Source organism: Streptomyces poriticola, assembly GCF_036689765.1.
Classification (GTDB): Bacteria; Actinomycetota; Actinomycetes; order Streptomycetales; family Streptomycetaceae; genus Streptomyces; species Streptomyces poriticola.
Genome location: NZ_JBAGKH010000001.1, coordinates 348,940 through 372,358, shown reverse-complemented (window position 1 = coordinate 372,358; position 23,419 = coordinate 348,940). Strand labels below are relative to the sequence as shown.

At 73.3% G+C, this 23,419-nt stretch carries 21 protein-coding genes and 1 pseudogene; 11 read left to right on the top strand and 11 right to left on the bottom strand.

Features of this window, described 5'->3' with window-relative positions; all coding sequences use genetic code 11:
* Positions 1–4 precede the first annotated feature (4 nt).
* The gene (locus V5O46_RS01630) at positions 5–1,528 is read left to right on the top strand and encodes an HtaA domain-containing protein (protein WP_332882531.1); all 1,524 of its coding nucleotides are present in this window, start codon (positions 5–7) and stop codon (positions 1,526–1,528) included.
* A 79-nt stretch (positions 1,529–1,607) separates the two neighbouring features.
* Positions 1,608–2,252: a PhzF family phenazine biosynthesis protein gene (locus V5O46_RS01625; protein ID WP_332882746.1), complete on the top strand. Its 645-nt coding sequence runs from the start codon at positions 1,608–1,610 to the stop codon at positions 2,250–2,252.
* Between the two features lie 45 nt (positions 2,253–2,297).
* On the opposite strand, the gene V5O46_RS01620 is transcribed toward V5O46_RS01625, so the two are convergent.
* Positions 2,298–2,945, bottom strand: a complete 648-nt coding sequence (locus V5O46_RS01620; RefSeq protein ID WP_332882530.1) for a biliverdin-producing heme oxygenase — start codon at positions 2,943–2,945, stop codon at positions 2,298–2,300.
* A 151-nt stretch (positions 2,946–3,096) separates the two neighbouring features.
* Positions 3,097–3,954: a type I methionyl aminopeptidase gene (map, locus tag V5O46_RS01615; protein ID WP_332882529.1), complete on the bottom strand. Its 858-nt coding sequence runs from the start codon at positions 3,952–3,954 to the stop codon at positions 3,097–3,099.
* Between the two features lie 59 nt (positions 3,955–4,013).
* On the opposite strand from map, the gene V5O46_RS01610 reads away from it, so the two are divergent.
* A complete protein-coding gene (locus V5O46_RS01610) occupies positions 4,014–4,238 on the top strand; it encodes a hypothetical protein (RefSeq protein ID WP_332882528.1) in 225 nt (74 codons plus the stop codon).
* 198 nt (positions 4,239–4,436) lie between these two features.
* On the opposite strand, the gene V5O46_RS01605 is transcribed toward V5O46_RS01610, so the two are convergent.
* Positions 4,437–5,054 (bottom strand): hypothetical protein, encoded by a 618-nt coding sequence (locus tag V5O46_RS01605; protein ID WP_332882527.1) that lies wholly within the window; start codon positions 5,052–5,054, stop codon positions 4,437–4,439.
* A 166-nt stretch (positions 5,055–5,220) separates the two neighbouring features.
* Between V5O46_RS01605 and V5O46_RS01600 the strand changes: the two are divergent.
* From V5O46_RS01600 to V5O46_RS01590, 3 genes and pseudogenes are all read left to right on the top strand, one after another.
* Positions 5,221–6,232 (top strand): annotated as a pseudogene (locus V5O46_RS01600) (sialidase family protein).
* A gap of 37 nt (positions 6,233–6,269) precedes the next feature.
* Complete coding sequence (gene npdG / locus V5O46_RS01595) at positions 6,270–6,986, top strand: NADPH-dependent F420 reductase (protein ID WP_332882526.1); 717 nt, start codon at positions 6,270–6,272, stop codon at positions 6,984–6,986.
* A gap of 63 nt (positions 6,987–7,049) precedes the next feature.
* Entirely contained in the window at positions 7,050–7,274 is a 225-nt protein-coding gene (locus V5O46_RS01590) for a hypothetical protein (protein WP_332882525.1), read from the top strand.
* Here V5O46_RS01590 and V5O46_RS01585 read toward each other — a convergent pair.
* Complete coding sequence (locus tag V5O46_RS01585) at positions 7,264–8,061, bottom strand: site-2 protease family protein (RefSeq protein WP_332882524.1); 798 nt, start codon at positions 8,059–8,061, stop codon at positions 7,264–7,266. The genes V5O46_RS01590 and V5O46_RS01585 overlap by 11 nt on opposite strands.
* A 173-nt stretch (positions 8,062–8,234) precedes the next feature.
* Between V5O46_RS01585 and V5O46_RS01580 the strand changes: the two genes are divergently transcribed.
* On the top strand, positions 8,235–11,591 hold the full coding sequence (locus tag V5O46_RS01580; RefSeq protein ID WP_332882523.1) for an AfsR/SARP family transcriptional regulator: 3,357 nt from the start codon (positions 8,235–8,237) through the stop codon (positions 11,589–11,591).
* An 8-nt stretch (positions 11,592–11,599) separates the two neighbouring features.
* Here V5O46_RS01580 and V5O46_RS01575 read toward each other — a convergent pair whose 3' ends face one another.
* The 3 genes from V5O46_RS01575 to panB all read right to left on the bottom strand — a co-directional run bounded on the left by V5O46_RS01575 (position 11,600) and on the right by panB (position 14,691).
* Positions 11,600–12,427 carry an ABC transporter permease gene (locus V5O46_RS01575; protein WP_332882522.1) on the bottom strand — a complete coding sequence of 276 codons (828 nt, stop codon included), beginning with the start codon at positions 12,425–12,427 and terminating at the stop codon, positions 11,600–11,602.
* Entirely contained in the window at positions 12,424–13,449 is a 1,026-nt protein-coding gene (locus V5O46_RS01570) for an ATP-binding cassette domain-containing protein (protein WP_332882521.1), read from the bottom strand. Before V5O46_RS01570 ends, V5O46_RS01575 begins: the two co-directional genes overlap by 4 nt.
* 354 nt (positions 13,450–13,803) lie before the next feature.
* Positions 13,804–14,691: a 3-methyl-2-oxobutanoate hydroxymethyltransferase gene (panB, locus tag V5O46_RS01565; RefSeq protein WP_332882520.1), complete on the bottom strand. Its 888-nt coding sequence runs from the start codon at positions 14,689–14,691 to the stop codon at positions 13,804–13,806.
* Positions 14,692–15,010: 319 nt separating this feature from the next.
* On the opposite strand from panB, the gene V5O46_RS01560 reads away from it, so the two are divergent.
* Positions 15,011–16,063, top strand: coding sequence for an endonuclease/exonuclease/phosphatase family protein (locus tag V5O46_RS01560; protein ID WP_332882519.1), 1,053 nt, complete (start codon positions 15,011–15,013; stop codon positions 16,061–16,063).
* A gap of 111 nt (positions 16,064–16,174) precedes the next feature.
* Complete coding sequence (locus V5O46_RS01555; protein WP_332882518.1) at positions 16,175–17,392, top strand: MFS transporter; 1,218 nt, start codon at positions 16,175–16,177, stop codon at positions 17,390–17,392.
* A 69-nt stretch (positions 17,393–17,461) separates the two neighbouring features.
* Here V5O46_RS01555 and V5O46_RS01550 read toward each other — a convergent pair whose 3' ends face one another.
* Both V5O46_RS01550 and V5O46_RS01545 read right to left on the bottom strand, forming a co-directional pair.
* Positions 17,462–18,007, bottom strand: a complete 546-nt coding sequence (locus V5O46_RS01550) for a PIN domain-containing protein (protein ID WP_332882517.1) — start codon at positions 18,005–18,007, stop codon at positions 17,462–17,464.
* A gap of 344 nt (positions 18,008–18,351) precedes the next feature.
* Positions 18,352–19,083, bottom strand: a complete 732-nt coding sequence (locus tag V5O46_RS01545) for an NAD(P)-dependent oxidoreductase (protein WP_332882516.1) — start codon at positions 19,081–19,083, stop codon at positions 18,352–18,354.
* 163 nt (positions 19,084–19,246) lie between these two features.
* On the opposite strand from V5O46_RS01545, the gene V5O46_RS01540 reads away from it, so the two are divergent.
* Positions 19,247–19,873 (top strand): TetR/AcrR family transcriptional regulator C-terminal domain-containing protein, encoded by a 627-nt coding sequence (locus tag V5O46_RS01540; RefSeq protein ID WP_332882745.1) that lies wholly within the window; start codon positions 19,247–19,249, stop codon positions 19,871–19,873.
* Here the strand turns inward: V5O46_RS01540 and V5O46_RS01535 are convergent.
* Together V5O46_RS01535 and V5O46_RS01530 are read right to left on the bottom strand one after the other, a co-directional pair.
* Positions 19,870–20,190: a GYD domain-containing protein gene (locus tag V5O46_RS01535; RefSeq protein WP_332882515.1), complete on the bottom strand. Its 321-nt coding sequence runs from the start codon at positions 20,188–20,190 to the stop codon at positions 19,870–19,872. The two genes, V5O46_RS01540 and V5O46_RS01535, sit on opposite strands and share 4 nt — an antisense overlap.
* Positions 20,191–20,578: 388 nt before the next feature.
* Positions 20,579–21,940 (bottom strand): glutamine synthetase family protein, encoded by a 1,362-nt coding sequence (locus V5O46_RS01530; RefSeq protein ID WP_332882514.1) that lies wholly within the window; start codon positions 21,938–21,940, stop codon positions 20,579–20,581.
* 277 nt (positions 21,941–22,217) lie between these two features.
* Between V5O46_RS01530 and V5O46_RS01525 the strand changes: the two genes are divergently transcribed.
* A complete protein-coding gene (locus V5O46_RS01525) occupies positions 22,218–23,405 on the top strand; it encodes a globin domain-containing protein (protein WP_332882513.1) in 1,188 nt (395 codons plus the stop codon).
* The last annotated feature ends 14 nt before the right edge of the window (positions 23,406–23,419 follow it).

The window sequence follows — 23,419 nt, the reverse complement described above, 5'->3', positions numbered from 1 at the left end:
ACCCATGCCCGCCAGACGACGCCGCTCCACCGCCCTCGCCGTCGCCGTCGCCACGGCCGCCGCCCTCGGCGCCACCGCCCTGGCCGCGGCCGGTGCGACCAGCGCGGCCGCGGCCGGGACGCCGCTCGAGGACTACGAACTGACCTGGGGCATCAAGGAGTCGTACCGCTCCTATGTCACCGGGACGGCCAAGGGCACCTTCACCCTCACCGAGGGTGCGAGCCAGGCCCCCGGCAACGGCGCCTTCACCTTCGTCGACGGCACCGGAAGCTACGAATCCACCGGCCACACGGTGAACCTGGCCTTCCGGGGCGGCCTGGCCATCGAGTCCCGGGCACACGGCTTCGCCCTGACCCTGTCGGATGTGCGGTTCGACAGCAAGGACGCCGAGATCACCGCCGACGTCACCCGCGACGGCACCACGACCCAGGACGTACCGCTCGCCACCGTCGCCGTCACCCGCCGGATGACGGACATGGCGACCACGCTCACCGCCGAGGCCGCGGAGGTCTTCGGCTCCGCGTCCTACGAGGGCGCGGCCGGCGACCCGCTGACGGTGGCCCACAAGCCCGCCCCGACCCCGACGGAGCCGGAGCCGGCCCCGAGCACCAGCGAGTCCACGCCCTCGTCGCCGGACCCGGACCCGGACCCGGAGCCGACCCCGTCGGTGTCCAGCAGCACCAGCACCAGCCCCGCCCCCGGCGGCAGCCCGGAGCCCTCGGCCTCCCCGGGCGAGGCTCCGGCGCAGGGCGAGATCGCCTACGGCACACTCGGCTGGGGCGTGAAGGAGTCCTTCCGCACCTACGTCGTCGGTCCCCTGGCCAAGGGGACGATCACCACGTCGGGCGGTGCGAGCCAGGCCGCGGACAACGGCCCGTTCACCTTCGCCGACGCGACCGGCACCTACGACACCGAGGCCGACAGGCTGACCGCCTCCTTCGAGGGCGCGGTGACCTTCAAGGGCCACGAGAAGAACGGCGGTTACGGCCTCGACCTCACCCTGACCGACCTCGAGGCCGGCCTCGACGGCGGCTCCGGCACGCTCACCGCCGATGTCACCAGTCTCGGCGAGACCTCGCAGGACGTGGTCCTGGCCGACCTCGAGGCGGGGTCCGCCGACCTGACGGCCGAGGACGACGTGATCACGGTCGACGGGGTCGCGGCCACCCTGACGCAGGCGGGTGCGAAGGCCTTCGGCGGCTTCTACGATGCCGGCGCCGCCCTCGACCCGGTCGACCTCGCGGTGGCGCTGAACGCGGACGCGGACCTGCCCGACGGCAGCGGCAGTGGCAGCGGTTCGACCGGCGGCTCGGGCGGTACGACGGCCGGCGGTACGACCTCCGGCGGGACCGGTTCGACGACCGGCGGCACCGGCACCACCACCGGTGCCGTGACCGGCGGCAGCCTGGCCACCACCGGGTCGGAGATACCGGCGGGCGCACTGGGCACGGCCGCCGCGGTGGCGGTCGCGGCGGGGGCCGGCGTGGTGCTCGCGATGCGCAGGCGGCGTACGGCCGGGGAGCGGTAGGCGACCGGACGACGGGGTGTGGGGGACGGACATCCGTCCCCCACACCCCGTTTGCTTCAATGCCTCCGTGACCGAAATCCTGCCCGACTACGACGTCGTACGAGTCTTCTGCGCCCCGAACGGCGGCTACGGCAACGAGCTCGGCGTCGTCCGGGACGGCTCCGTGCTGCCGGACCCCGAGGACCGGCAGCGGTGCGCGGCCAAACTCGGCTTCAGCGAGACCGTGTTCGTCGACGACCCCGAGCGCGGCGTCATCGACATCTACACCCCCACCCTGCGGCTGCCCTTCGCCGGCCACCCCTGCGTCGGCACCGCCTGGCTGCTCGACGTGCCCGAACTGGTCACCCCGGCCGGGGTGGTGGGTGCCCGGCAGGACGGGGAGTTCAGCTGGATCGAGGCACGGGCCGAGTGGGCGCCGCCGCGCACCCTGCGCCGGTACGCCACCGTCGCCGAGGTCGAAGGGCTGGCCGTACCGCCGCCGGGGGACTGGGAGTACGCCTGGGCATGGGAGGACGAGGCGGCGGGCCGGGTCCGGGCCCGTGCGTTCCCCGGCCGTGACGACGGCATCGACGAGGACGAGGCGACCGGGGCGGCGGCACTGCTGCTCACCGAGCAGTTGGGCCGCGCCCTGAACATCACGCAGGGCGCGGGCTCCCAGATCCTCACGGCGCCGCAGCCCGAGGACTGGGTGGAGATCGGCGGACGCGTCTTCCTGGACCGCTGAGCCGGCCGGCCTGAGCCTTGTGCGCTGTGTGCTGTGCGCTGTGCGCTATGCGCTCAGCGGGAACTCCTCGCCCAGTGCCCGGAACACGGCCGTGTTCAGCGCGAACGCCTTCTTGCACTCGGCGACGACGCGCTGCTGCTCCAGGTCGTCCGCGCGCAGGCCGTCCAGCAGCTCCCGGTACTCGCGCTTGAACGCGGCCGGGTTCGCTATGCCGTCGAAGACATAGAAGCGGACGCCGGGACCCTTCTTCGCGAAGCCCCAGGTGCGCTCCGCCTTGTCGCGGATGATCTGGCCGCCGGACAGATCGCCCAGATAGCGCGTGTAGTGGTGGGCGACATAGCCGCCGGGCCAGCGCTCGGCGCACTCCCGGACCCGGTCCGCGTAGGCCCGGGTGGCCGGCAGCGCGGACAGCGACGCCCGCCAGTTCGGCCCCCGCAGATGCTCCAGATCCCGCTCCAGGGGGGCCAGCCGCATCAGCTCCGGACGGATGAACGGCCCGGCCACCGGGTCCGCCGCCAGCCGGTCGGTGCCGCTCTCCAGCGCCTCGTAGACGAACCACAACTGCTCGGTGTACCGGGCGTAGGCGTCGACGCCGAGCCGGCCGCCCAGCATGTCGCTCATGAACGTCGAGGTCTCCGCCTCCACGTGCTGTTCGTGTGACGCGGTGCGGATGAGCGTCGAGAAGGAGTCCATGTCACCGATCTTCTATGGTTAGGCTTACCTAAGTCAATACGGTTGCCGACGTCCTGTCGGTAAAAGCCTACCCCCGGACACACGAAATGACCCGCCCTCGAGAGGAGAGCGGGTCAGCGGGACGAAACCGGGGCCGGTGGGGCCGGTGGGGCTACGGCAGGGTGAGGATCTCCGCGCCCGTGTCGGTCACCACCAGCGTGTGCTCGAACTGGGCCGTCCGCTTCCGGTCCTTCGTCACGACCGTCCAGCCGTCGTCCCACATGTCGTACTCGTGGGTGCCCAGCGTCAGCATCGGCTCGATGGTGAACGTCATCCCCGGCTCGACCACGGTCGTCGCGTGCGGGCTGTCGTAGTGCGGGATGATCAGGCCCGAGTGGAACGAGCTGTTGATGCCGTGGCCGGTGAAGTCCCGCACCACCCCGTATCCGAACCGCTTGGCGTACGACTCGATCACCCGGCCGATGACATTGATCTGCCGGCCCGGCCGGACCGCCTTGATGGCGCGGTTCAGCGACTCCCGGGTCCGCTCGACGAGCAGCCGGCTCTCCTCGTCCACCTCGCCGACCAGGTAGGTGGCGTTGTTGTCGCCGTGCACACCGCCGATGTACGCGGTCACGTCCAGGTTGACGATGTCGCCGTCGCGCAGCACCGTCGAGTCCGGGATGCCGTGGCAGATCACCTCGTTGATCGAGGCGCACAGCGACTTGGGGAAGCCGCGGTAGCCGAGCGTGGAGGGGTAGGCGCCGTGGTCGCACATGTACGCGTGCGCCACCCGGTCCAGCTCGTCCGTGGTCACCCCCGGCGCGATGAGCTTCGCGGCCTCGGCCATCGCCTGCGCCGCGATCCGGCCCGCCACCCGCATCGCCTCGATCGTCTCGGGCGTCTGCACCTCCGGGCCGGAGTACGGCGTCGGCGCGGGCTTGCCGACGTACTCGGGCCGGCGGATGTTTCCGGGTACGGAACGGGTGGGAGAGAGCTCCCCTGGAACGAGCAGCGACTGGCCAGACATGCCAGCGAGTCTAACCAGCGGGCATACGAGACCATGTCCCCTGGCGGAAGGAGCCGGTCATGGCCCTGTTCAAGAAGCGCACGGCGGGTAAGCCGGGCGAGTGGTACTACTGCCTGGAACACCAGAAGGTCGAGGAGGGCCCGGACTGCCCGGGCAAGGACCGTTTCGGCCCGTACGCCTCCCGCCCGGAGGCGGAGAACGCGATGCGGACGGCCCGCGAACGCAACCTCGAATGGGAAACCGACCCCAAGTGGCACGACACGCCGCGCCCGGAGAGCGACTGAGACGCCCCCCGGCCCGCGGGCGGTTGTGCCGCACCGCACCTCCCGCGGGCAGCCGCACCGCGGGCAGCCGTGCCTCCCCCGGTGCCCGTGAACGCCCCGGGCGGTGCCCCTCCAGGGCGGCACGGGAGGGCGCGGACGGCAACCCCGTCCGGACCGGGCTGGCGGACCCACTCCCGGCAGCCGCGCAGCGCCCGCCGCTCACCAGCCCGCGGGCGGTGGCGGCGCCGTCAGCTGATCGGCGAGCCGCGACAGCCGCTCGCGGAACCGCCCCCGGCCCGCCGCCCGCGGGGGCACCGCGTTCTCCCCGGCCGCCGCACTCACCAGATGCTGCACCGTGTCCAGGTCCAGCTCACCCCCCTCCGGCACCGCCAGCACCTCGTGCGCCATCGCCCCCAACTCGCCGGGTCCCTTCTCGCCTCCGCCCAGCGCCAGGACCGTCACCCCCGCACGCCGCACGTCGTGCACCCGCTCCAGCAGCCCCGCCCCCGGCTCCTGATCCGCCACCACCAGCAGCGTCTCCCCGCGCCGCGCCGCCGCCAGCCGTCCCGGACCGACCGCCAGATGCGCCGGGTCCGACGGCCGCGCACCGTGCCGTACCAGCGTCGGCGCCAGCTCCGGCGTCCCCGACCACGCGGCCTCGTCCACCAGGTGCGCCGCCAGATGCCAGGGCTCGTACTCCGCGGTGCCCACCAGCAGCAACCCGCCCCCGTGGGCCACCACCGACCCCCGCAGCGCCCCCGCGAACCTCCGGGTGGCCCCCAGCCACTCCGTCCCGGCGAGCACTTCCCGCAGCAGCGCGACCCTCACGGCGTCCATGCCGCCGCATCCTGCCGCAACCAGTCACTTGTGACCCGGAGTTCACCGCGAATTCGCCCGACCCGGGCATGCCGACAGGCCACCGGGTGCGAATCAGGAGCCCGTCCCCACGGCAGAACCCTCCGTCCCCTTCCGGGCCGGCCAGGACGGATACGCGAGCTTCCGCATCCCGGCCGTCGTCGCCACCGCCGCCGGCACCCTGCTCGCGTCCTGCGAGGGCCGCGTCGGCGGGCCGGCCGACCACGGCGACATCGACATCGTCGTGAAGCGATCCGACGGACGGCGGCCGGACCCGGGGCCGCCGCTCCTCGCCGCCGAGAACGGCGACGACCGCGCAGGCAACCCCGCCCCCGTCGTGCTGGACACCGGGCGGATCCTGCTGGTGCACGTCCGCAACGCCGCTCACGCCACCGAGGCCGCCGTCCGCCGCGGCGACGTCTCCGCCGAGGACGGGCGCCGGGTGTGGGTGACACACAGCGACGACGACGGGCTCACCTGGGCCGGCCCGTCGGAGATCACCCGGCAGGTGAGGAAGCCGCCCTGGCGCTGGTACGCCACCACCCCCGGCCACGCCCTCCAACTGCGCACCGGTCGTGTCGTCGTCCCCGCCGGCCACTCCCTGCCCCGCGGCCGACGGCGGCGCGGGCGGTCCCGACGGCGGCCACTGTCCGCTCAGCGACGACCGCGGCAGCACCTGGCGGCTCGGCCAGGCCGCCGACGGAACCGCCGGACGCATCGGCGCCGTCGAGTCCACCGCTGCGGAAGTGGCCGACGGCCGTCTCTACGTCAACGCCCGCACCATGCCCCCGTCGTCCCCCACACCCCGCGCCGACGCCCGCTCCGCGGACGGCGGCGGCACCCTGACCACGCCCTTCCGGATGCAGCCCGGCCTGGCCGGCCCCGTCTGCCAGGGCAGCGTCCTGCAGCTGCGCGAGCCCGGCGTGCTGCTGATCTCCGGGCCCGCCGATCCGGACGCCCGCGCCCGGATGACGCTGCGCGCCTCCACCGACGGCGGCACCACCCGGCACCCGGCGCACACCGTGGACGAGCTGCCCGCCGCCTGCTCCGACCTGGTCCGGACCGACGCCGGGACCGTGGGCCCGCTGTACGAGACCGGCACCGGCGGGCCGTACGACACGATCACCTTCCGCAGGCTGCCGGTGGAACTGCTCACCTGACCCCGGCCGCTCCGGCGGGCGCACGTAGAGTCGGCGCATGACCTCTACCGACAGTGCCGCACAGGGCGCACAGAAGGCCCCCGCCAAGGACCCCTGGGAGCTGCCCGACGTCTCCGGGCTGGTCGTCGGCGTGCTCGGCGGGACCGGGCCGCAGGGCAAGGGACTGGCGTACCGGCTCGCCAAGGCCGGCCAGAAGGTGATCATCGGCTCGCGTGCCGCGGAGCGGGCGCAGGCCGCCGCCGAGGAGCTCGGTCTCGGCGTCGAGGGCGCCGACAACGCCGAGACCGCCCGCCGCAGCGACATCGTGATCGTCGCCGTGCCGTGGGAGGGCCACGGCAAGACCCTCGAGTCGCTGCGCGAGGAGCTGGCCGGCAAGCTCGTCGTCGACTGCGTCAACCCGCTCGGCTTCGACAAGAAGGGCGCCTACGCCCTCAGGCCCGAGGAGGGCAGCGCCGCCGAGCAGGCCGCCGCGCTGCTGCCGGACAGCCGGGTCACCGCCGCCTTCCACCATCTGTCGGCCGTGCTGCTCCAGGACCCGGAGATCGAGCAGATCGACACCGATGTGATGGTGCTGGGCGAGGTACGGGCGGATGTCGAGACCGTCCAGGCGCTCGCGGGGCGCGTCCCCGGCATGCGCGGCGTCTTCGCCGGCCGGCTGCGCAATGCCCACCAGGTGGAGTCGCTGGTCGCCAACCTGATCTCCGTCAACCGCCGCTACAAGGCGCACGCCGGGCTCCGCGTCACGGACGTATGAGGCGATGGGGGACACTGGGGGCACCAGCAGTGCCCGCCCGTGTCCCCCCGAGGAGCCCCTCCCATGCCCCGTCTCGCCCGCTACGCCCTGGCCGTCTGCGCCCTCGCCGTCGCCGCGGCCGTCGTCTCCTTCGTCCGGGGCAGTGTGCTGATGGGCGTGGTGTGGGTGCTGATGGCAGGCGTGTCGTCCAACATGTGCTGGTACTACGTCAAGCGCGGCCGGGACACCGACCGCGCCGCCGCCTCCGCCGCCTCCTCCGACCCGTCCTCGTCGTCCGTCACGGGCTGAGCGAGCAGAGCTCGTCGGTCTGCCAGAAGCGGTACAGCTCGAAGCCGCAGTAGGTCTCGGCGTCGCCGATCCCGAGGCTGCCCAGGATGCCGTCGACGGCGTCGAAGAACACGCCGTTCAGCTCCGGCACCCACAGCAGCGCGAACACGAACAGCAGGCCGAACGGCGCGAACGGCTCGACCTGCCGCCGCACCCGGCGCGACAGCCAGGGCTCGACCACCCCGTAGCCGTCCAGCCCCGGCACCGGCAGGAAGTTCAGGATCGCCGCCGTGACCTGGAGCAGGGCCAGGAAGGCCAGCGCGAGCCGGAAGTCGCGCGGCACGCCGTCCAGCGCGCCCAGCCAGAACGGCGCCGTGCACACGACCGCGAACAGCACGTTGGTCAGCGGGCCCGCCGCCGAGATCAGACTGTGCCGCCAGCGGCCCCGGATCCGGCCCCGCTCGATGAAGACGGCACCGCCCGGCAGACCGATCCCGCCCATGATCACGAACAGTACGGGCAGCACGATGCTGAGCAGGGCATGGGTGTACTTCACCGGGTTCAGCGTGAGATAGCCCTTCGCGCCGACCGAGATGTCCCCGCTGTGCAGTGCGGTGCGCGCGTGGGCGTACTCGTGCAGACACAGGGAGACGACCCAGGCGGCCGTCACGAACAGGAACACGGCCACGCCCGGCAGCTCGGCGAACCCGGTCCAGGTCGCCCATCCGGTGACCGCCGCGACGGCCAGGATCCCGACGAACACGGGACTGACCCGCCGGTCACTGGGCTGTGCGGTGGCGGTGGTCATGAGAGGCGGGCTCCTGGGGCTGTCGGGGCGGGTCCGGCACGGCGGGTCCGGCCCGGCGGAAGGCTCGACCGTACCCGTGCCTGGAGGGAAACGTCAGGGGGCGGCCACCGGTTCCCGGCCCGCCCGCCAAAACCCGGGCGCGGAACCGTGCCGTCACCGGGGACAATGGGCCCGTGCGCTATCGCATCCTCGGCACCACTCAGGCCCTCCGCCCCGACGGCACCGTCGTCCCGGTCGGCGGGGCGCGGCTGCGTGCCCTGCTGACCGTGCTCGCCCTGCGCGCCGGCCGGACCGTACCGGCGGGCCTGCTGGTGGAGGAGGTATGGGCCGGGGATCCGCCCGCGGACGCGCCGGGGGCGCTGCAGGCGCTGGTCGGACGGCTGCGCCGGACGCTCGGCGCGGACGCGGTCGCCTCCGCGGACGGCGGTTACCGTCTCGCCGCCCCGCCCGACGACGTCGACCTGTACCGCTTCGACCGGCTCGCCGAGGAGGGCACCCGCGCCCTGGCCGGCGGCGACCCGGACAAGGCCGCCGACGCGCTCGACGACGCCCTCGCCCTGTGGCACGGCCCGGCCCTGGCCGACCTGCCCGACCGCAGCGCCGAGGCCGCCCGCTGGGAGACCCGGCGGCTGGACGCCCGGCGGGCCCGCCACACCGCCGCCCTCGGCCTCGGCCACGCCGAGCAGGCGCTGCCCGAGCTGACCGCCCTGTGCGACGCCCACCCGCTGGACGAGCCGCTCCAGACGCTGCGGCTGCGCGCCCTGCGCGACACCGGCCGTACCGCGCAGGCGCTCGCAGCCTACGAGGACGTACGCCGCCTGCTCGCCGACCGGCTCGGCTCCGACCCGGGCCCGGAACTGCGGGCGCTGCACGCCGAGCTGCTCCGGCCCGGGCCGGAGCAGCCCCCCACCGCAGATCCCGGTCCCCGGAAGCCCGTGCCCGGGGAGGCCGCGTCCGGGGAGTCCGTGTCCGAGGAGGCCGCGTCCGGGGAGTCCGTGCCCCCGCCCCGGCCGCCCCGTGGCAACCTCCGGGCCCGGTTCACCTCCTTCGTCGGCCGCGACGCCGACCTCGACACCCTTCGCGCGGACCTGTCCGGCGCCCGGCTCGTCACCCTGCTCGGGCCCGGCGGATCCGGTAAGACCCGGCTGTCCCAGGAGGCCGCCGAGGCCGCCGGGGACCCGGCCGGGGACGGTGTGTGGCTGGCCGAGCTCGCCCCCGTCGACGACCCCGACGATGTGCCCGGGGCCGTGCTCACCGCCCTCGGCGCCCGCGAGACCGTGCTGTACGGCGCCGGGGCGGAGGAGATGCGGGCCGTCGCCGAACGGCCGGACAACGCCGTCGAACGGCTCGTCGAGCACTGCGGCCGGCGCCGCATGCTGATCGTGCTGGACAACTGCGAGCATGTCGTCGGGGCCGCCGCCCGCCTCGTCGAGGAGCTGCTCTCCCGCTGCCCCGGCCTGACGGTCCTCGCCACCAGCCGCGAGCCCCTCGGCGTGCCCGGCGAACTGCTGCGCCCGGTCGAGCCGCTGCCCGAACCGGCCGCGCTGCGGCTGCTCGGCGACCGGGGCGCCGCCGCCCGCCCCGGCTTCCGGGTCGACGACGACCCCGAGGCGTGCGCCGAGATCTGCCGGCGCCTGGACGGGCTGCCCCTCGCCATCGAGCTGGCCGCCGCCCGGCTGCGGATGCTCACCCCCCGCCAGATCGCCGAGCGGCTCGACGACCGGTTCCGGCTGCTCACCTCCGGCAGCCGTACCGTCCTGCCCCGCCAGCAGACGCTCCGCGCGGTCGTCGACTGGTCCTGGGACCTGCTCGACGGCGCCGAACGGGACGTGCTGTGCCGCCTGTCGGTGTTCGCCGGCGGCTGCGACCTGGCCGCCGCCGAGGCCGTGTGCGGGCCGGCCGCCCTGGAGGCGCTCGGCTCCCTGGTCGACAAGTCCCTGGTGGTCGCCGCCCCGTCGAACCACGGGGAGATGCGCTACCGGCTGCTGGAGACCGTCGCCGAGTACGCGGGCGAACACCTCGGCGCGTCCGGCGGCCGGGACACCGCCGCCCGCGCCCATCTGACGTACTACCGCGAACTGGCCCGCACCACCGACCCGTTGCTGCGCGGCCCGGAACAACTCACCGCGATCGAGCGGCTCGAGCGCGAGTACGAGAACCTGCGCACCGCACTGCGCCACGCCGTCGCCGAGCGCGACGAGCAGGAGGCGCTGTGCCTGGTGCTGTCCCTGGCCTGGTACTGGCAGATACGCGACCTGCGGATCGAGGCCCGCAGCTGGTGCAGCGAGGTGATGGCCCTGGGGCCGGACCCGTTCACCGAGCCGGTCCGCCCGGCCGCACCGCTCCGGGAGCCCTGCACCGCCGCACCGCCCCCGATGACCGGCGAGGTGCTCGCCGAGGCCCGGCGGGGCGTGCACCTGGCCCACATGGCCTGCATGGACACCGAGCTGGAGACCTGGCAGCAGCCCGCGGCACAGGCGAAGCTGCGCGCCATCACCGCCACCTACGAGCCCGGCATGCCGCAGACCTGCCGCAGCCCCGGCATGCTCTGGTTCTACGCCGTGATGCTCACCGGCGACATGGAGCGGCTGCGCGTCATCCTCGACGCATCCGTCCGCACCTGCCGGCGGACCCCGGGCTTCGAGTGGGAGCTGGCCTGCAGTCTGCAGCTGCGCGCCAACCTCCTGGCCAACCGCGCCCACTGGGCCGGTGACGCGGCCCGCGACGCCGACGAGGCGCTGGAGATCTACCGGCGGCTCGGCGACGACTGGGGTACCGCCGAGGCGCTCTCCGCGCGCGCCGAGGCCCATGAGCGCCAGGGCCGCCATCTGCTCGCCGCCACCGACTACGCAGCCGCCTCCGAGCACGCCGAACGCCTAGGGGCCCACGCCCAGGTGGCCGTCCTCGGCGCCCGCCTCGGCAGCGCCCTGGTGGACTCCGGCGACGAGACGGAGGCCGTCCGCGGGGAGCGGATCCTGCGGGACGTCATCGAGAGCGTGTCGGACGCCCGGCACAACGGGGCGCTGCCGGCGGCCCGGCTGTTCCTCGCCGGGCGGCTCGGCGTGACCGACCGGCTGTCCGAGGCGCGCGAGCAGCTCAGGCTGCTGCGGGAGGAGTTCGCCCTCTCCCACTTCGCCGTCTTCGACGGCTACATCCTCGGCTCGGAGGCCTGGCTGGACGCGCTGGAGGACCGGCACGAGGAGGCGCTGGCGAAGGTCCGCAAGGCGCTGGAGCGGTCCGAGGACCCGCTGTCCCGGGCCATCGCCCCGCAGATGCGCTCCACCCACCTCACCATCGCCGGGATGGCGCTGGCCGGTGTCGACGGAGGAAACCGGGCCCGGGACGCCGCCCGGTGCCTGGGCGCCGCCGTTGCGGTGCTGCCGCCCGCCCACTGCACGACGGCGATGGAGCGGCACTGCCGCGCCCGGGCTTCCGCACGTGTGCGGGGGGTGCTCGGCGCCGAGGCGTACGACGCCGCGTACGCCGAGGGCGGCCGCCTCACCGGCGATGAGGCCGCCGCCCTGGTGTGACCCGGGGGTCAGTGCTTCGTACGGAACTTGTGGACGGCGATCGGCGCCATCACCGCCGTCAGCACCACCGACCAGCCGAGCACCATCCACAGGTCGTGCGCGACCGGGCCGCCGGTCATCAGCCCGCGGGCCGCGTCGGCCAGGTTGGACAGCGGGTTGTACCCGGTGAACGTCTCCAGCCAGCCCGGCATCGACTCGGTCGGCGCGAAGATCGACGACCCGAACTGCAGCGGCATCAGCACCAGGAAGCCCATCGCCTGCACCGACTGGGCGTTCTTCATCGTCACCCCGAGGGTGAGGAAGATCCACATCAGCGCCGAGCCGAACAGCACGGACAGCCCCACGGAGGCGATCAGCCCCGGCCAGTTGGTGATGTCGAAGCCCACCAGGACCCCGACGACCATCAGCACCGTGGTGGCGAACAGCATCCGCAGCAGCTCCACCGCGATCTTCGCGAACAGCACCGAGCCGCGCCCGATCGGCAGCGACCGGAAGCGGTCCATCACCCCGGAGTTGAAGTCCTGGTTGAAGCCGGTGCCCACCCCCTGGGCCATGGTCATGCCCATCATGGCCATCAGACCGGGCACCACGTACTGCACGTACGCCTCCTGCCCGCCGCCCAGCGCCTGCCCGATGGAGCCGCCGAAGACGTACACGAACAGCAGGGTGAAGACGATCGGGAACAGCAGGGCGTCGAACATCGACTCCGGGTCCTGCCGGATCCACAGCAGGTTCCGGCGGACCAGGGCGCCGGTGTGCCGCAGATGGGCGCGCAGCGGGATCCGGGAGTCCGCGGGGGAGAGGGCGGCGTCGGTGGTGAGGGTGGCGGCGCTCATACGGCGACCTCCTCGCGGGTCTCGGCGGGCGCGGGCTGCTGCGGGGCGCCGGCGCGGTGGCCGGTGAGGGACAGGAACACCTCGTCCAGGCTGGGCAGTTCGGTGCCGACGGAGGCGAGGGTGATGCCGTGCGCGGTGACCGCGCCGACCACGGCGGTGAGCTGTTCGTCGCTGAGGATCGGCACCAGAACCGAGCCGCGCTCGGCGTCCACGGTGCAGCTGGCGAGCCCGGTGATGCCGAGCTCGTCCAGGTACCCGGCGAGCGGGCGGAGCTGCAGCGGGTCGGCGGGCCGGACCCGCAGGGTGCGGCCGCCGACCTTCGCCTTCAGCTCCTCGATGCCGCCGCCGGCGATGACCTGGCCGCGGTCGATGACGGTCAGCTCCGAGGCGAGCTGCTCGGCCTCCTCCATGTACTGGGTGGTCAGCAGCACGGTGACGCCGTCCCCGACCATGCGCTTGACCTCGTCCCACACCTCGTTGCGGGTACGCGGGTCCAGGCCGGTGGTGGGCTCGTCGAGGAAGAGGACGGCCGGGCGGCCGATCATCGACGCGGCCAGGTCCAGCCTCCGGCGCATACCGCCGGAGTAGGTGCCCGCGGGACGCCTGGCGGCGTCGGTGAGCGAGAACCGCTCCAGCAGCTCGTCGGCGCGGGCGCGGGCGGCCTTGCGGGACAGGTCCAGCAGCCGCCCGATCAGATAGAGGTTCTCCCAGCCGGGGAGCTTCTCGTCCACCGACGCGTACTGCCCGGTCAGCCCGATCACCCGGCGCAGCTGCCGGGGCTGGCGCAGCACGTCGTGGCCGGCGACGGTGGCGTGCCCGGCGTCGGGCGCCAGCAGGGTGGAGAGGATGCGTACGAGAGTGGTCTTGCCGGCGCCGTTCGGCCCGAGCACGCCCATCACGGTGCCCTCGCGCACATCCAGGTCGACGCCGTCCAGCGCTCTGGTCTCGCCGTAGTGCTTGACCAACCCCCGTACGGTGACCGCGGCGCTCGCGGCCGGGGGATTTCCGTCGATTCGCTTCATGCCGCCGACGGTGCCAGCCCCGGCCGACAAACCACCGACAGCCGGCCGACAGCCGCCCGGCACTCCCGACACCTCACCGACGTCCGCCCGGCACCCACCGGCACCCACCGGCAGCCACCGACACGGCACCGACACGGCACCGACACGGCCACCGACAGCCGCGGAACGCGCCGGGGCCCCGCCGACGGGGGAAGATCGGCGAGGCCCCGGTGTCGTACCGCGATGGCTCCAAGCAGGTCGGGCGAAGTCCCCTGCGGTTCGGCAGCGCGCTGAAGGGGCGCGGGGAACTGCGCGACCGGCCACGACGGCGCCGCGGACGAGCGACGGCACATCGCGGCGCTGCCGGCGGAGCGCTCAGTGGACGGAGTGCTCCTCCTGCGGGAACGTTCCACCGACGACGTCCTCGGCGAACGCCTTCGCCGCGTCGCCCATGACCGCACGCAGATCGGCGTACTGCTTCACGAACTTCGGCACCCGCCCGCCGGTCAGCCCGAGCATGTCGGTCCACACCAGCACCTGCGCGTCAGTCTCCGCACCGGCGCCGATGCCGACCGTCGGGATGTGCAGCGTCCGGGTCACCTCGGCGGCCAGCTCGGCCGGCACCAGCTCCAGGACCACCGCGAAGGCGCCCGCGTCCTGCACCGCCTTGGCGTCCCGCAGCAGCTGCTGGGCCGCCTCCTCGCCGCGGCCCTGCACGCGGTAGCCCATGGCGTTGACCGACTGCGGGGTGAGCCCGATGTGCGCCATCACCGGGATGCCGGACTCCACCAGCAGCTCGATCTGCCGGTGCGAGCGCTCGCCGCCCTCCAGCTTCACCGCGCCCACACCGGCCTCCTTGACCAGCCGGGTCGCCGAGCGCAGCGCCTGGACCGGGCCCTCCTGGTAGGAGCCGAAGGGCAGGTCACCGACGATGAGCGCCCGGCTGGTGCCGCGGACCACCGCGGCCGACAGCATGGTCATCTCGTCGAGGGTGACCGGGACGGTGGTCTCGTAGCCGAGGTGGCAGTTGCCCGCGGAGTCGCCGACCAGCATCACCGGGATGCCGGCCTCGTCGAAGACGGACGCGGTCATCGCGTCGTACGCGGTGAGCATGGGCCACTTCTCGCCGCGCTCCTTGGCGGCGGTGACGTCCCGGACGGTGATGCGGCGGGTGCTCCTGCCCCCGTACAGCGCCTTGCTGCCGTCGGAGGGTTTGCTGTGCTGCGACGCCTGCGCGTCATGGGCAGCCGAGAGCTGCGTCATGGCAACGGCTCCTTCATGTCATCTCGAGGCGCCCTGACGGCGTCCCCGGACTCCCCTCCATGGTGGCACCTCGTGCCACCGAGGGCCAGAGGACCCCGGTACCAGGGCGGCACCGGGGCGCCGTCGCGAGCCGCCGAATGTGCGCGTTTGGTCACAGACCCCTCCAGCACCGCCCGCCACCGGAACTCCGGGCGGCGACCGGCTCGTCCTCGTGCCCGTACGGCCGTCATGCGGCGGCGGGAAGGGAACCGATCATCCCCTAGGGTTCTTCCGGGGCGCGGGGGGCGACGGTGTGCACGGCAGGTAGTGAGGCGGCGGTATGGCGCAGCAGGCGTACGTGACGGAGACGGACAGCGGCGGCTCGGAGGCCGGGCCCCGGGGGAACCGCATCCGGCGCCTGTGCGTCCGGTACGCCGCCGGCTGGCGGGGCGACCGGCGGATCTGGCGCCGGGGTCTGATCACGGCGGCGGTGGCGGTGCTGCTGTCCGGGGTGCTGGCGGCGCACGCGCACATCCCGAACGCGGTCGGCAACCTGGGCAGTCTCACCGAGACGTTTCTGCCGTGGCTGGGCCTGCTGATCCCGGTGCTGCTGGCCGTCGCCCTGGTCCGCAGGTCGGCCACGGCCCTGATCGCCGTGCTGCTTCCCGCGGTGGTGTGGCTGAACCTCTTCGGCGGGCTGCTCAGTGACAAGACCGGCTCCGGCGGGGATCTGACGGTGGCCACGCACAACGTCAACGCCGACAACGCCGACCCCTCCGGCACCGCCCGCGCGGTGGCCGCCTCGGGCGCGGACGTGCTGGCCCTGGAGGAGCTCAAGGCGTCCGCGGTGCCGACGTACGAGAAGGCGCTGGCGGCGACCTATCCGCACCACGAGGTGGTGGGCACCGTCGGGCTGTGGAGCAGGTACCCGCTGAGCGCCGTCCGCTCCGTCGACATCCAGCTCGGCTGGAAGCGGGCGATGCGCGCCACCGTGGCCACCCCCGGCGGACCGGTCGCCGTCTACGTCGCCCACCTGCCCTCGGTGCGGGTGAAGCTGGAGGCCGGATTCACCGCCCGGCAGCGGGACAAGAGCGCCGACGCACTGGGGGAGGCCATCGCGGGGGAGCGGCTGGAGCGGGTGGTCCTGCTCGGCGATCTGAACGGCACCATGAACGACCGGTCGCTGAACGCCGTCACCGCCCAGATGCGCTCCACGCAGGGCGCGGCGGGCGACGGCTTCGGGTTCAGCTGGCCGGCGGCGTTCCCGATGGCGCGGATCGACCAGATCCTGGTGAAGGGCGTCGATCCGGTCACCAGCTGGACGCTTCCCGCCACCGGCAGTGATCACCTCCCCGTGGCCGCCCGTGTGAAGGTCGACACAACGGCCTCCTGAGGGCTCCGGAGGGAATGCGCGACCTGAGAGACTTTGTTCCGAGCTTGAACATACAGGGTTCGGACACCCCGAGTCCCGGTCCGCGCAACCGCTCCCGAAAGGCGACCCCTCATGCCCCTGGCCCTGCTCGCCCTCGCCGTGGGTGCCTTCGGCATCGGAACGACCGAGTTCGTGATGATGGGCCTGCTGCCCGGCGTCGCGGACGACCTGGGTGTCTCCATCCCCGCCGCCGGCCATCTGGTCTCGGCGTACGCCCTCGGAGTGGTCATCGGCGCCCCGCTGCTGGCCGCGGTGACCGCACGCGTGCCGCGCCGCACCGTGCTGATCGGCCTGATGGTGCTGTTCGTGGTCGGCAACGCCCTCTCGGCGCTCGCCCCCGACCACCACTGGCTGCTCGCCGCCCGCCTGCTCAGCGGGCTGCCGCACGGCGCCTTCTTCGGCGTCGGAGCGGTGGTCGCGACCGGCATGGTGGCCCCGGAGCGCAAGGCCCGCTCGGTCTCCCTGATGTTCCTGGGCCTGACGGTCGCCAACATCGCGGGCGTCCCGGCCGGGACCCTCATGGGCCAGCATCTGGGCTGGCGGGCGACCTTCCTCGGGGTCGCCGCCATCGGCCTCGCCGCGATCGCGGCGCTGGCGCTGCTGATCCCGCGCGAGAACGCACCCGCGCCGGCGGCCGGTCTGCGCGGCGAACTGGCCACCCTGCGCTCGCTGCCCGTCTGGCTGGCGCTCGGTACCACCGTCGCCGGCTTCGGTGCCCTGTTCGCCGCCTACAGCTACATCGCCCCGATGCTCACCGACGCCGCCGGGTACGCCGACACCAGCGTGACCCTGCTGCTGGCCCTGTTCGGCGTCGGCGCCACCGCGGGCAACCTGCTGGGCGGCCGGCTCGCCGACCACCGGCTGCGCGGCACGCTCTTCGGCGGTCTGGCCTCCCTGACGCTGGTCCTGGCCCTCTTCCCGCTGCTGATGCGCACCCCGGTCACCGCCGCCGTCGCGGTCGCGCTGCTCGGCACGGCGGCCTTCGTCACCGGATCCCCGCTGCAGCTGACGGTCATGGAGAAGGCCGCGGCGGCCCCCTCCCTGGCCTCCTCCGCCAACCAGGCCGCCTTCAACCTCGCCAATGCCGGCGGCGCCTGGATCGGCGGCCTGGCTCTGGCCGCGGGCCACGGCGTGACCTCCCCGGCGCTCGCCGGGTCGGCCCTGGCGGTGCTGGGCCTGGCGGTGGCGGGCGCGGCGTACGCGGTCGACCGGCGGGCGGCGCCGGCCGACCGGCCGCGCCGGGTGGTCGCGGCGCGCCGGACGAAGGCCCCGGAGGCGGCGCGCCGCTGAGCGGAGGCCCGATGCGCTCAGGGCCCCGGTGTGCTCAGGGGGCCGGGTGCTCAGGAGAGCCTAGGGCGCTCAGAGTCCAGGGGCGCGCCCAGATGTCGTCGGGAAGGATCCGGAAGCAGGTGTACCGCCCGCCCGGCGTCCGGACCGTCCGGAAGTCCGGATGTCCATGGGGACCATGGCGTCCGTGTCGTACTCGGCGGCCAGGGCGGCGCCCACGGCGCCCACGGCGCCCACGGCGCCCACGGCGCCCACGGCGCCCACGGCGCCCACGGCGCCCACGGCGCCCACGGCGCCCACGGCGCCCACGGCGTCCACCGGATCCAGGTCGAGGGTGTCGTGGCGGGCGCGGACGGACAGCGCGGCGTCCAGGATCTCGGGCGTGGGAGGCGCCAGGACGAGCCGCATCTGCCGCATGCGTGCGCTCAGGGAGCGCAGGATCCCGTCCGCAGCGGCGTGCCCGGCGCGGCTCGTCGCCACCTGGTGGACCTCGGTGAGCGCCAGCGGGCTGGTGACGAGGAAGCCGCACTGGTCCGCGGCCTTCCTGGCCGCGTGGTGATCGGGGTCGGCCCGGTTGACGAGGGCGAGGAGCCCGGAGGTGCCGGCGATCGCGATCACGCCGCGTCGCCCCGGTCCCCCCCGCTCGCGCGCTCGTGGTCCCGGGCGACGGCCCTGCGATCTCGGCCCGGTCCACGGGGCCACCGAGGCCGAAGGTCTCCTCGTCGGTCACGAACGGCTCGTCCCGGACCCGATGGGCCGGGGCGATCCGGTGGACACCCTGGCGGATCATCTCCGCCTCCGCGGCACCGAGACGTCCGGCGGCCTCCTTGATCGGCGCGAGGTCGCTGTCGTCGGCGTGGACGTCGGTTCGCTCCGGTGCCATGCATCTGCTGGTGCAGATCATGTGTATCTCCGGCGAGGGGAGCGATCTCTCGTCGGAGTGTCTGCCGGAGGTGCCGCGGCTAAGCGGGGTCGGCGTGCCGGGCGGCGTGGGCGAGGGCGCTGGGGGTGCGGCACCCGACGATCGCCGGGGCCTCCCGGACGAGCGTGTCGTCGGTGAGCGCCTCCACCATGAACAGCGCGAAGTCCACCCGCCGTGTCCGGTTGCTGGCCAGCACCGGGTCGCCCACGTGCCGGCTCCACACCGGCAGCCCCTGGCTCTCGCCCTCCTCCAGGGAGCTGCCGCGCACCACCGTCCACCGGGTGTCACTGGCGAACACCCGGCGGCACGCCTCCACCTGGTCGTCTATCTCGACCGCGCGGACCAGCTTGGCCAGCCGGGCGGCGACCCGTACGGCGGCCCGGAACGTCCGCGAGTACCGGTCCTTGCCGTCCCGCGTGATGTGCCAGCCGCAGGAGAAGACGAGCCGCGCGCCGGGCCGCGCGTGGTCCAGCACCGCCTGTGCCGTGCCGGACGAGTACTGCTGCACACCCCAGGGCACCAGCACCGTCAGCACCCCGTCACAGCCGTCGGCCGCCCGGCGGATCACCTCCGGGTCGTTCGTCGGCCCCGGCACCACGGTGATCCGCCCCTCGAACGGGGCCAGCTTCGGCACGCTGCGCTCGCGGCACACCCCGACCACCTCGTAGCCGCGGTCCAGCGCGTGCCGGACCATGTACTGCCCGAGCTTCCCGGAAGCTCCGACGATGCAGACCTTCTTCATCCGACCCGTGCCCACCTGATCCGTACCCATGACAGCGCCGCCCTCCGCCGAACAGTCACCTTATGATGTAAGGGACGGTAGCCTTATGTCGTAAGGTCGTCAAGAAGGGACAGCGAGGAGGGGCACGGTGAAGAGGAGGGGCGCGGTGCAGGGAAGGAAGCCGCTCACCCGTGAGCGGGTGATCCGTACGGCGATGGCGGTGGCGGACGGGAAGGGGTCGGCGTCGGCCGTCACCATGCGGGCGGTAGCCGCGCCGCTGGGAGTCGAGGCGATGTCGCTGTACCACCACGTCACCGGCCGCGAGGACATCCTCGACGGCATGGTCGACGCGGTGTTCGCCGAGATCGACCTGCCCCCGCGCGACACCGGCTGGAAGAGTGCCATGCGCCACCGGGCGGAGTCCGCCCGCGCCGTGCTGCGCCGCCATCCCTGGGCCGTGGGTCTGATGGACTCCCGCACCCGGCCGGGACCCGCGACCCTGCGCCACCACGACGCCGTCCTCGGCGCCCTGCGCACCGGCGGCTTCTCCGTCCCGATGGCCGCGCACGCCTTCTCACTGATCGACAGTTACCTGTACGGCTTCGTGATCCAGGAGACCAGCCTGCCCTTCACCGGCCCGGCGGAGCTGGACGAGGTCGCCGGCGCCATCCTGTCCGACATGCCCGCCGACGCCTACCCACACCTCACCGAACTCGCCACGGAACACGCCCTCGAGCCCGGGTACGACTACGCCGACGAGTTCGCGTTCGGCCTCGCGCTCATCCTCGACGCACTGGGGCCGGACGAGCACACGACACCCCGGCCCAGTGACCGGGGCTAGTCACCGGGGGCGCGGAAGGACACCTCCCGGCGGGTGGCCCGGTCGATCTCGTCGAGGGTCAGCAGCGGGGTCGCCCGGGTGCGCAGGCCGCCGCTGGCCTTCACGGCGAGACTGACCGCGGCCATCGCCACCTGGTCGGGGAAGTCGATGATGAGCACGACGTCGTCCTCGCCGAAGGCGAAGTAGCAGGCCTCGACGCTCCCGCCGAGGCTGGAGACGGCCTGCTCGACAGCGGCCCGCCGGCCACTCGCGCCTTCGGCGAGCAGTCCCTTCGTGCCTTCGGGCGTGTAGCTGGCCTGGATGAGAAATTTCGGCATGGGCGCTCCCTGTGCGTCGGCTGTCCGGCACGAACGCCCTTCCCGGCGCCGGGTGCGTCGGCAGCCACCCGACGGTGCGGTTCACCCGACGGAGTGCCGATCCGTGCTCGGGCACCCCCGGGTGCCGGTCTCCCCGCGCGGCTCCGCTGCTCGCGCAGCCGGGCACGGAGCAGCCCGAGGGGGCGGCGGAGCCGTCCGTCCACTCGGCGGGCATTCCGCGAGTGCTCTCCGGCCGGGCGTCGATCACCGGCGCAGGACGCTGGATCGAGCCTCCGTCGACAGGGAGACAGCGCGACAGGGCGACAGGGCCGTGGAACGCCGAAGGGCCGGCGGTACGTGACCGCCGGCCCCCGTCTGCCGGGCGAAGGGAGCCCGCTCCGACTCGGGCCTACAGCACCGGGAGGTTCTTGCGCAGCTCGAAGGCGGTGACCTCGGAGCGGTACTCCTCCCACTCCTGCTTCTTGTTGCGCAGGAAGAAGTCGAAGACGTGCTCGCCGAGGGTCTCGGCGACCAGGTCGCTGCGGTTCATCAGGTCCAGCGCCTCGCCGAGGTTCTGCGGGAGCGGCTCGATGCCCATCGCCCGGCGCTCGGCGTCGGACAGGGCCCAGACGTCGTCCTCCGCGCCCGGCGGGAGCTCGTAGCCCTCCTCGATGCCCTTCAGACCGGCCGCGAGCAGCAGGGCGTAGGCCAGGTACGGGTTGGCGCCGGAGTCCAGGGAGCGGACCTCGACCCGGGCCGAGCCGGTCTTGCCCGGCTTGTACATCGGCACGCGGACCAGCGCCGAGCGGTTGTTGTGGCCCCAGCAGATGTACGACGGTGCCTCACCACCCGCGCCTGCGGTGCGCTCCGAGCCGCCCCAGATCCGCTTGTAGGAGTTCACCCACTGGTTCGTCACCGCGGAGATCTCCGCCGCGTGCTTCAGCAGACCCGCGATGAAGGAGCGGCCGACCTTCGAGAGCTGGTACTCGGCGCCGGACTCGTAGAACGCATTGCGGTCACCCTCGAAGAGGGAGAGGTGGGTGTGCATGCCGCTGCCCGGGTGCTCGGAGAACGGCTTGGGCATGAACGTGGCCTGCACGCCCTGCTCGAGCGCCACCTGCTTCATCACCAGGCGGAACGTCATGATGTTGTCCGCGGTGGACAGCGCGTCGGCGTAACGCAGGTCGATCTCCTGCTGGCCCGGTGCGCCCTCGTGGTGCGAGAACTCCACCGAGATGCCCATCGACTCCAGCATGGTGATCGCCTGGCGGCGGAAGTCCATGCCGATGTTCTGCGGGGTGTGGTCGAAGTAGCCCGAGTTGTCCGCCGGGGTCGGCACCGAGCCGTCCGTCGGCTTGTTCTTCAGCAGGAAGAACTCGATCTCCGGGTGGGTGTAGAAGGTGAAGCCCAGGTCGGAGGTGCGGTTCAGGGCGCGCTTGAGAACGTAGCGCGGGTCGGCGAAGGACGGGGAGCCGTCCGGCATCAGGATGTCGCAGAACATCCGGGCCGTGCCCGGGGCCTCCGCACGCCAGGGGAGGATCTGGAACGTCGACGGATCGGGCTTGGCGATCATGTCGGACTCGTAGACCCGGGCGAAACCCTCGATCGCGGAGCCGTCGAAGCCGATGCCCTCGTCGAAGGCCTGCTCCAGCTCCGCCGGAGCCACGGCGACCGACTTCAGGAAGCCCAGCACGTCCGTGAACCACAGACGTACGAAACGGATGTCGCGCTCCTCCAAGGTCCGGAGCACGAACTCCTGCTGCTTGTCCATCTTCCGCTTCCCCATCCTTGCTGGTCAGGCCGCCTGTCTCCGGTACCGCGGGAGGCGGTCGGGCACTCCTGGGCATCCCACCACACCAGCGTTTCGTGTGCGTTGCCGATCGCCCCTGTGGCCCATCTTGCCCGCTCGCCCCGGCATCCGTAACAGCCGGGTCCGTCGCCGGGTCCGCAGACCCCCGTTAATTGGAATTCTGGATGCAAGTTTTAATGAGGGTGCAAGCAGCCGAGCAGGTTCCGGCAAGTCCAGCATGCCCAGCACAGGAGGCCCGATGCTGTCCGAGCAGTCCGCTGTCACCGTACGTGCCACACTTCCCGCCGTCGGCGCGTCCCTCGGCGAGATCACCGAGCGGTTCTACGCCGGGATGTTCGCCGCCCACCCCGAACTGCTGCGCGATCTGTTCAACCGCGGGAACCAGGCCGCCGGCACCCAGCGCCGGGCCCTCGCGGGCTCCATCGCCGCCTTCGCGACCCAGCTGCTGGAGCACCCGGACGAACGGCCGGACGCCATGCTCCAGCGCATCGCGCACAAGCACGCCTCCCTCGGCGTCACCGCGGACCAGTACGAGATCGTCCACGAGCACCTCTTCGCCGCCATCGCGGGAGTGCTGGGTGACGCCGTCACGCCGGAGGTCGCGGCGGCCTGGACCGAGGTCTACTGGCTGATGGCGAACGCCCTGATCGCCATCGAGAGGCGTCTCCACGAGGAGCGCGGCGGGCACGGCTGGCGCCCCTGGGAGGTCGTCGAGCGGATCACCGAGACCGCCGATGTGGTGACCTTCCGGCTCCGCCCGGCCGACGGCGGCCCGGTGCGGGACTTCCGTGCGGGCCAGTACGTCTCCGTCCGGGTGGCCCTCGCCGACGGAGCCCGGCAGATACGGCAGTACAGCCTCTCCGGGGCGCCCGGGCCGGACGAGCGGCAGTTCAGCGTCAAGCGGGTGCACGGCGGCCCCACGCCCGACGGTGAGGTCTCGGGCCATCTCCATGCGCGTGTGCGGGCCGGTGACGTCCTGGAGCTGTCCGAGGCCTACGGCGACCTGGTCCTCGACGTCGGTGCGGACACCCCGCTGCTGCTGGCATCGGCCGGGATCGGCGTGACCCCGATGACCGCGCTGCTGGCGCACATCGCCGGGAGCGGGCACCGCGCACCGGTCACCGTCGTGCACGGGGACCGCTCGCCCGCCGACCACGCCCTGCGCGCCGACCACGAGGCGTACGCGGCCAAGCTGGCCGCGGGCACGGTGCACTTCTGGTACGAGCAGGATGCGCCGGCCGGCGCGTACACCGGGTACGTCGACCTCACGCCCGTGCCGGTCGCGCCGGGTACACGGGCGTATCTGTGCGGTCCGCCGCCGTTCCTGCGGGCGGTGCGGGAGCAGCTGATGGGCAAGGGGGTGGCACCGGCCGGGATCCACTACGAGGTGTTCGGGCCGGACCTGTGGCAGGCCGGGCGGGGATAGGGCTGTCGATGCCC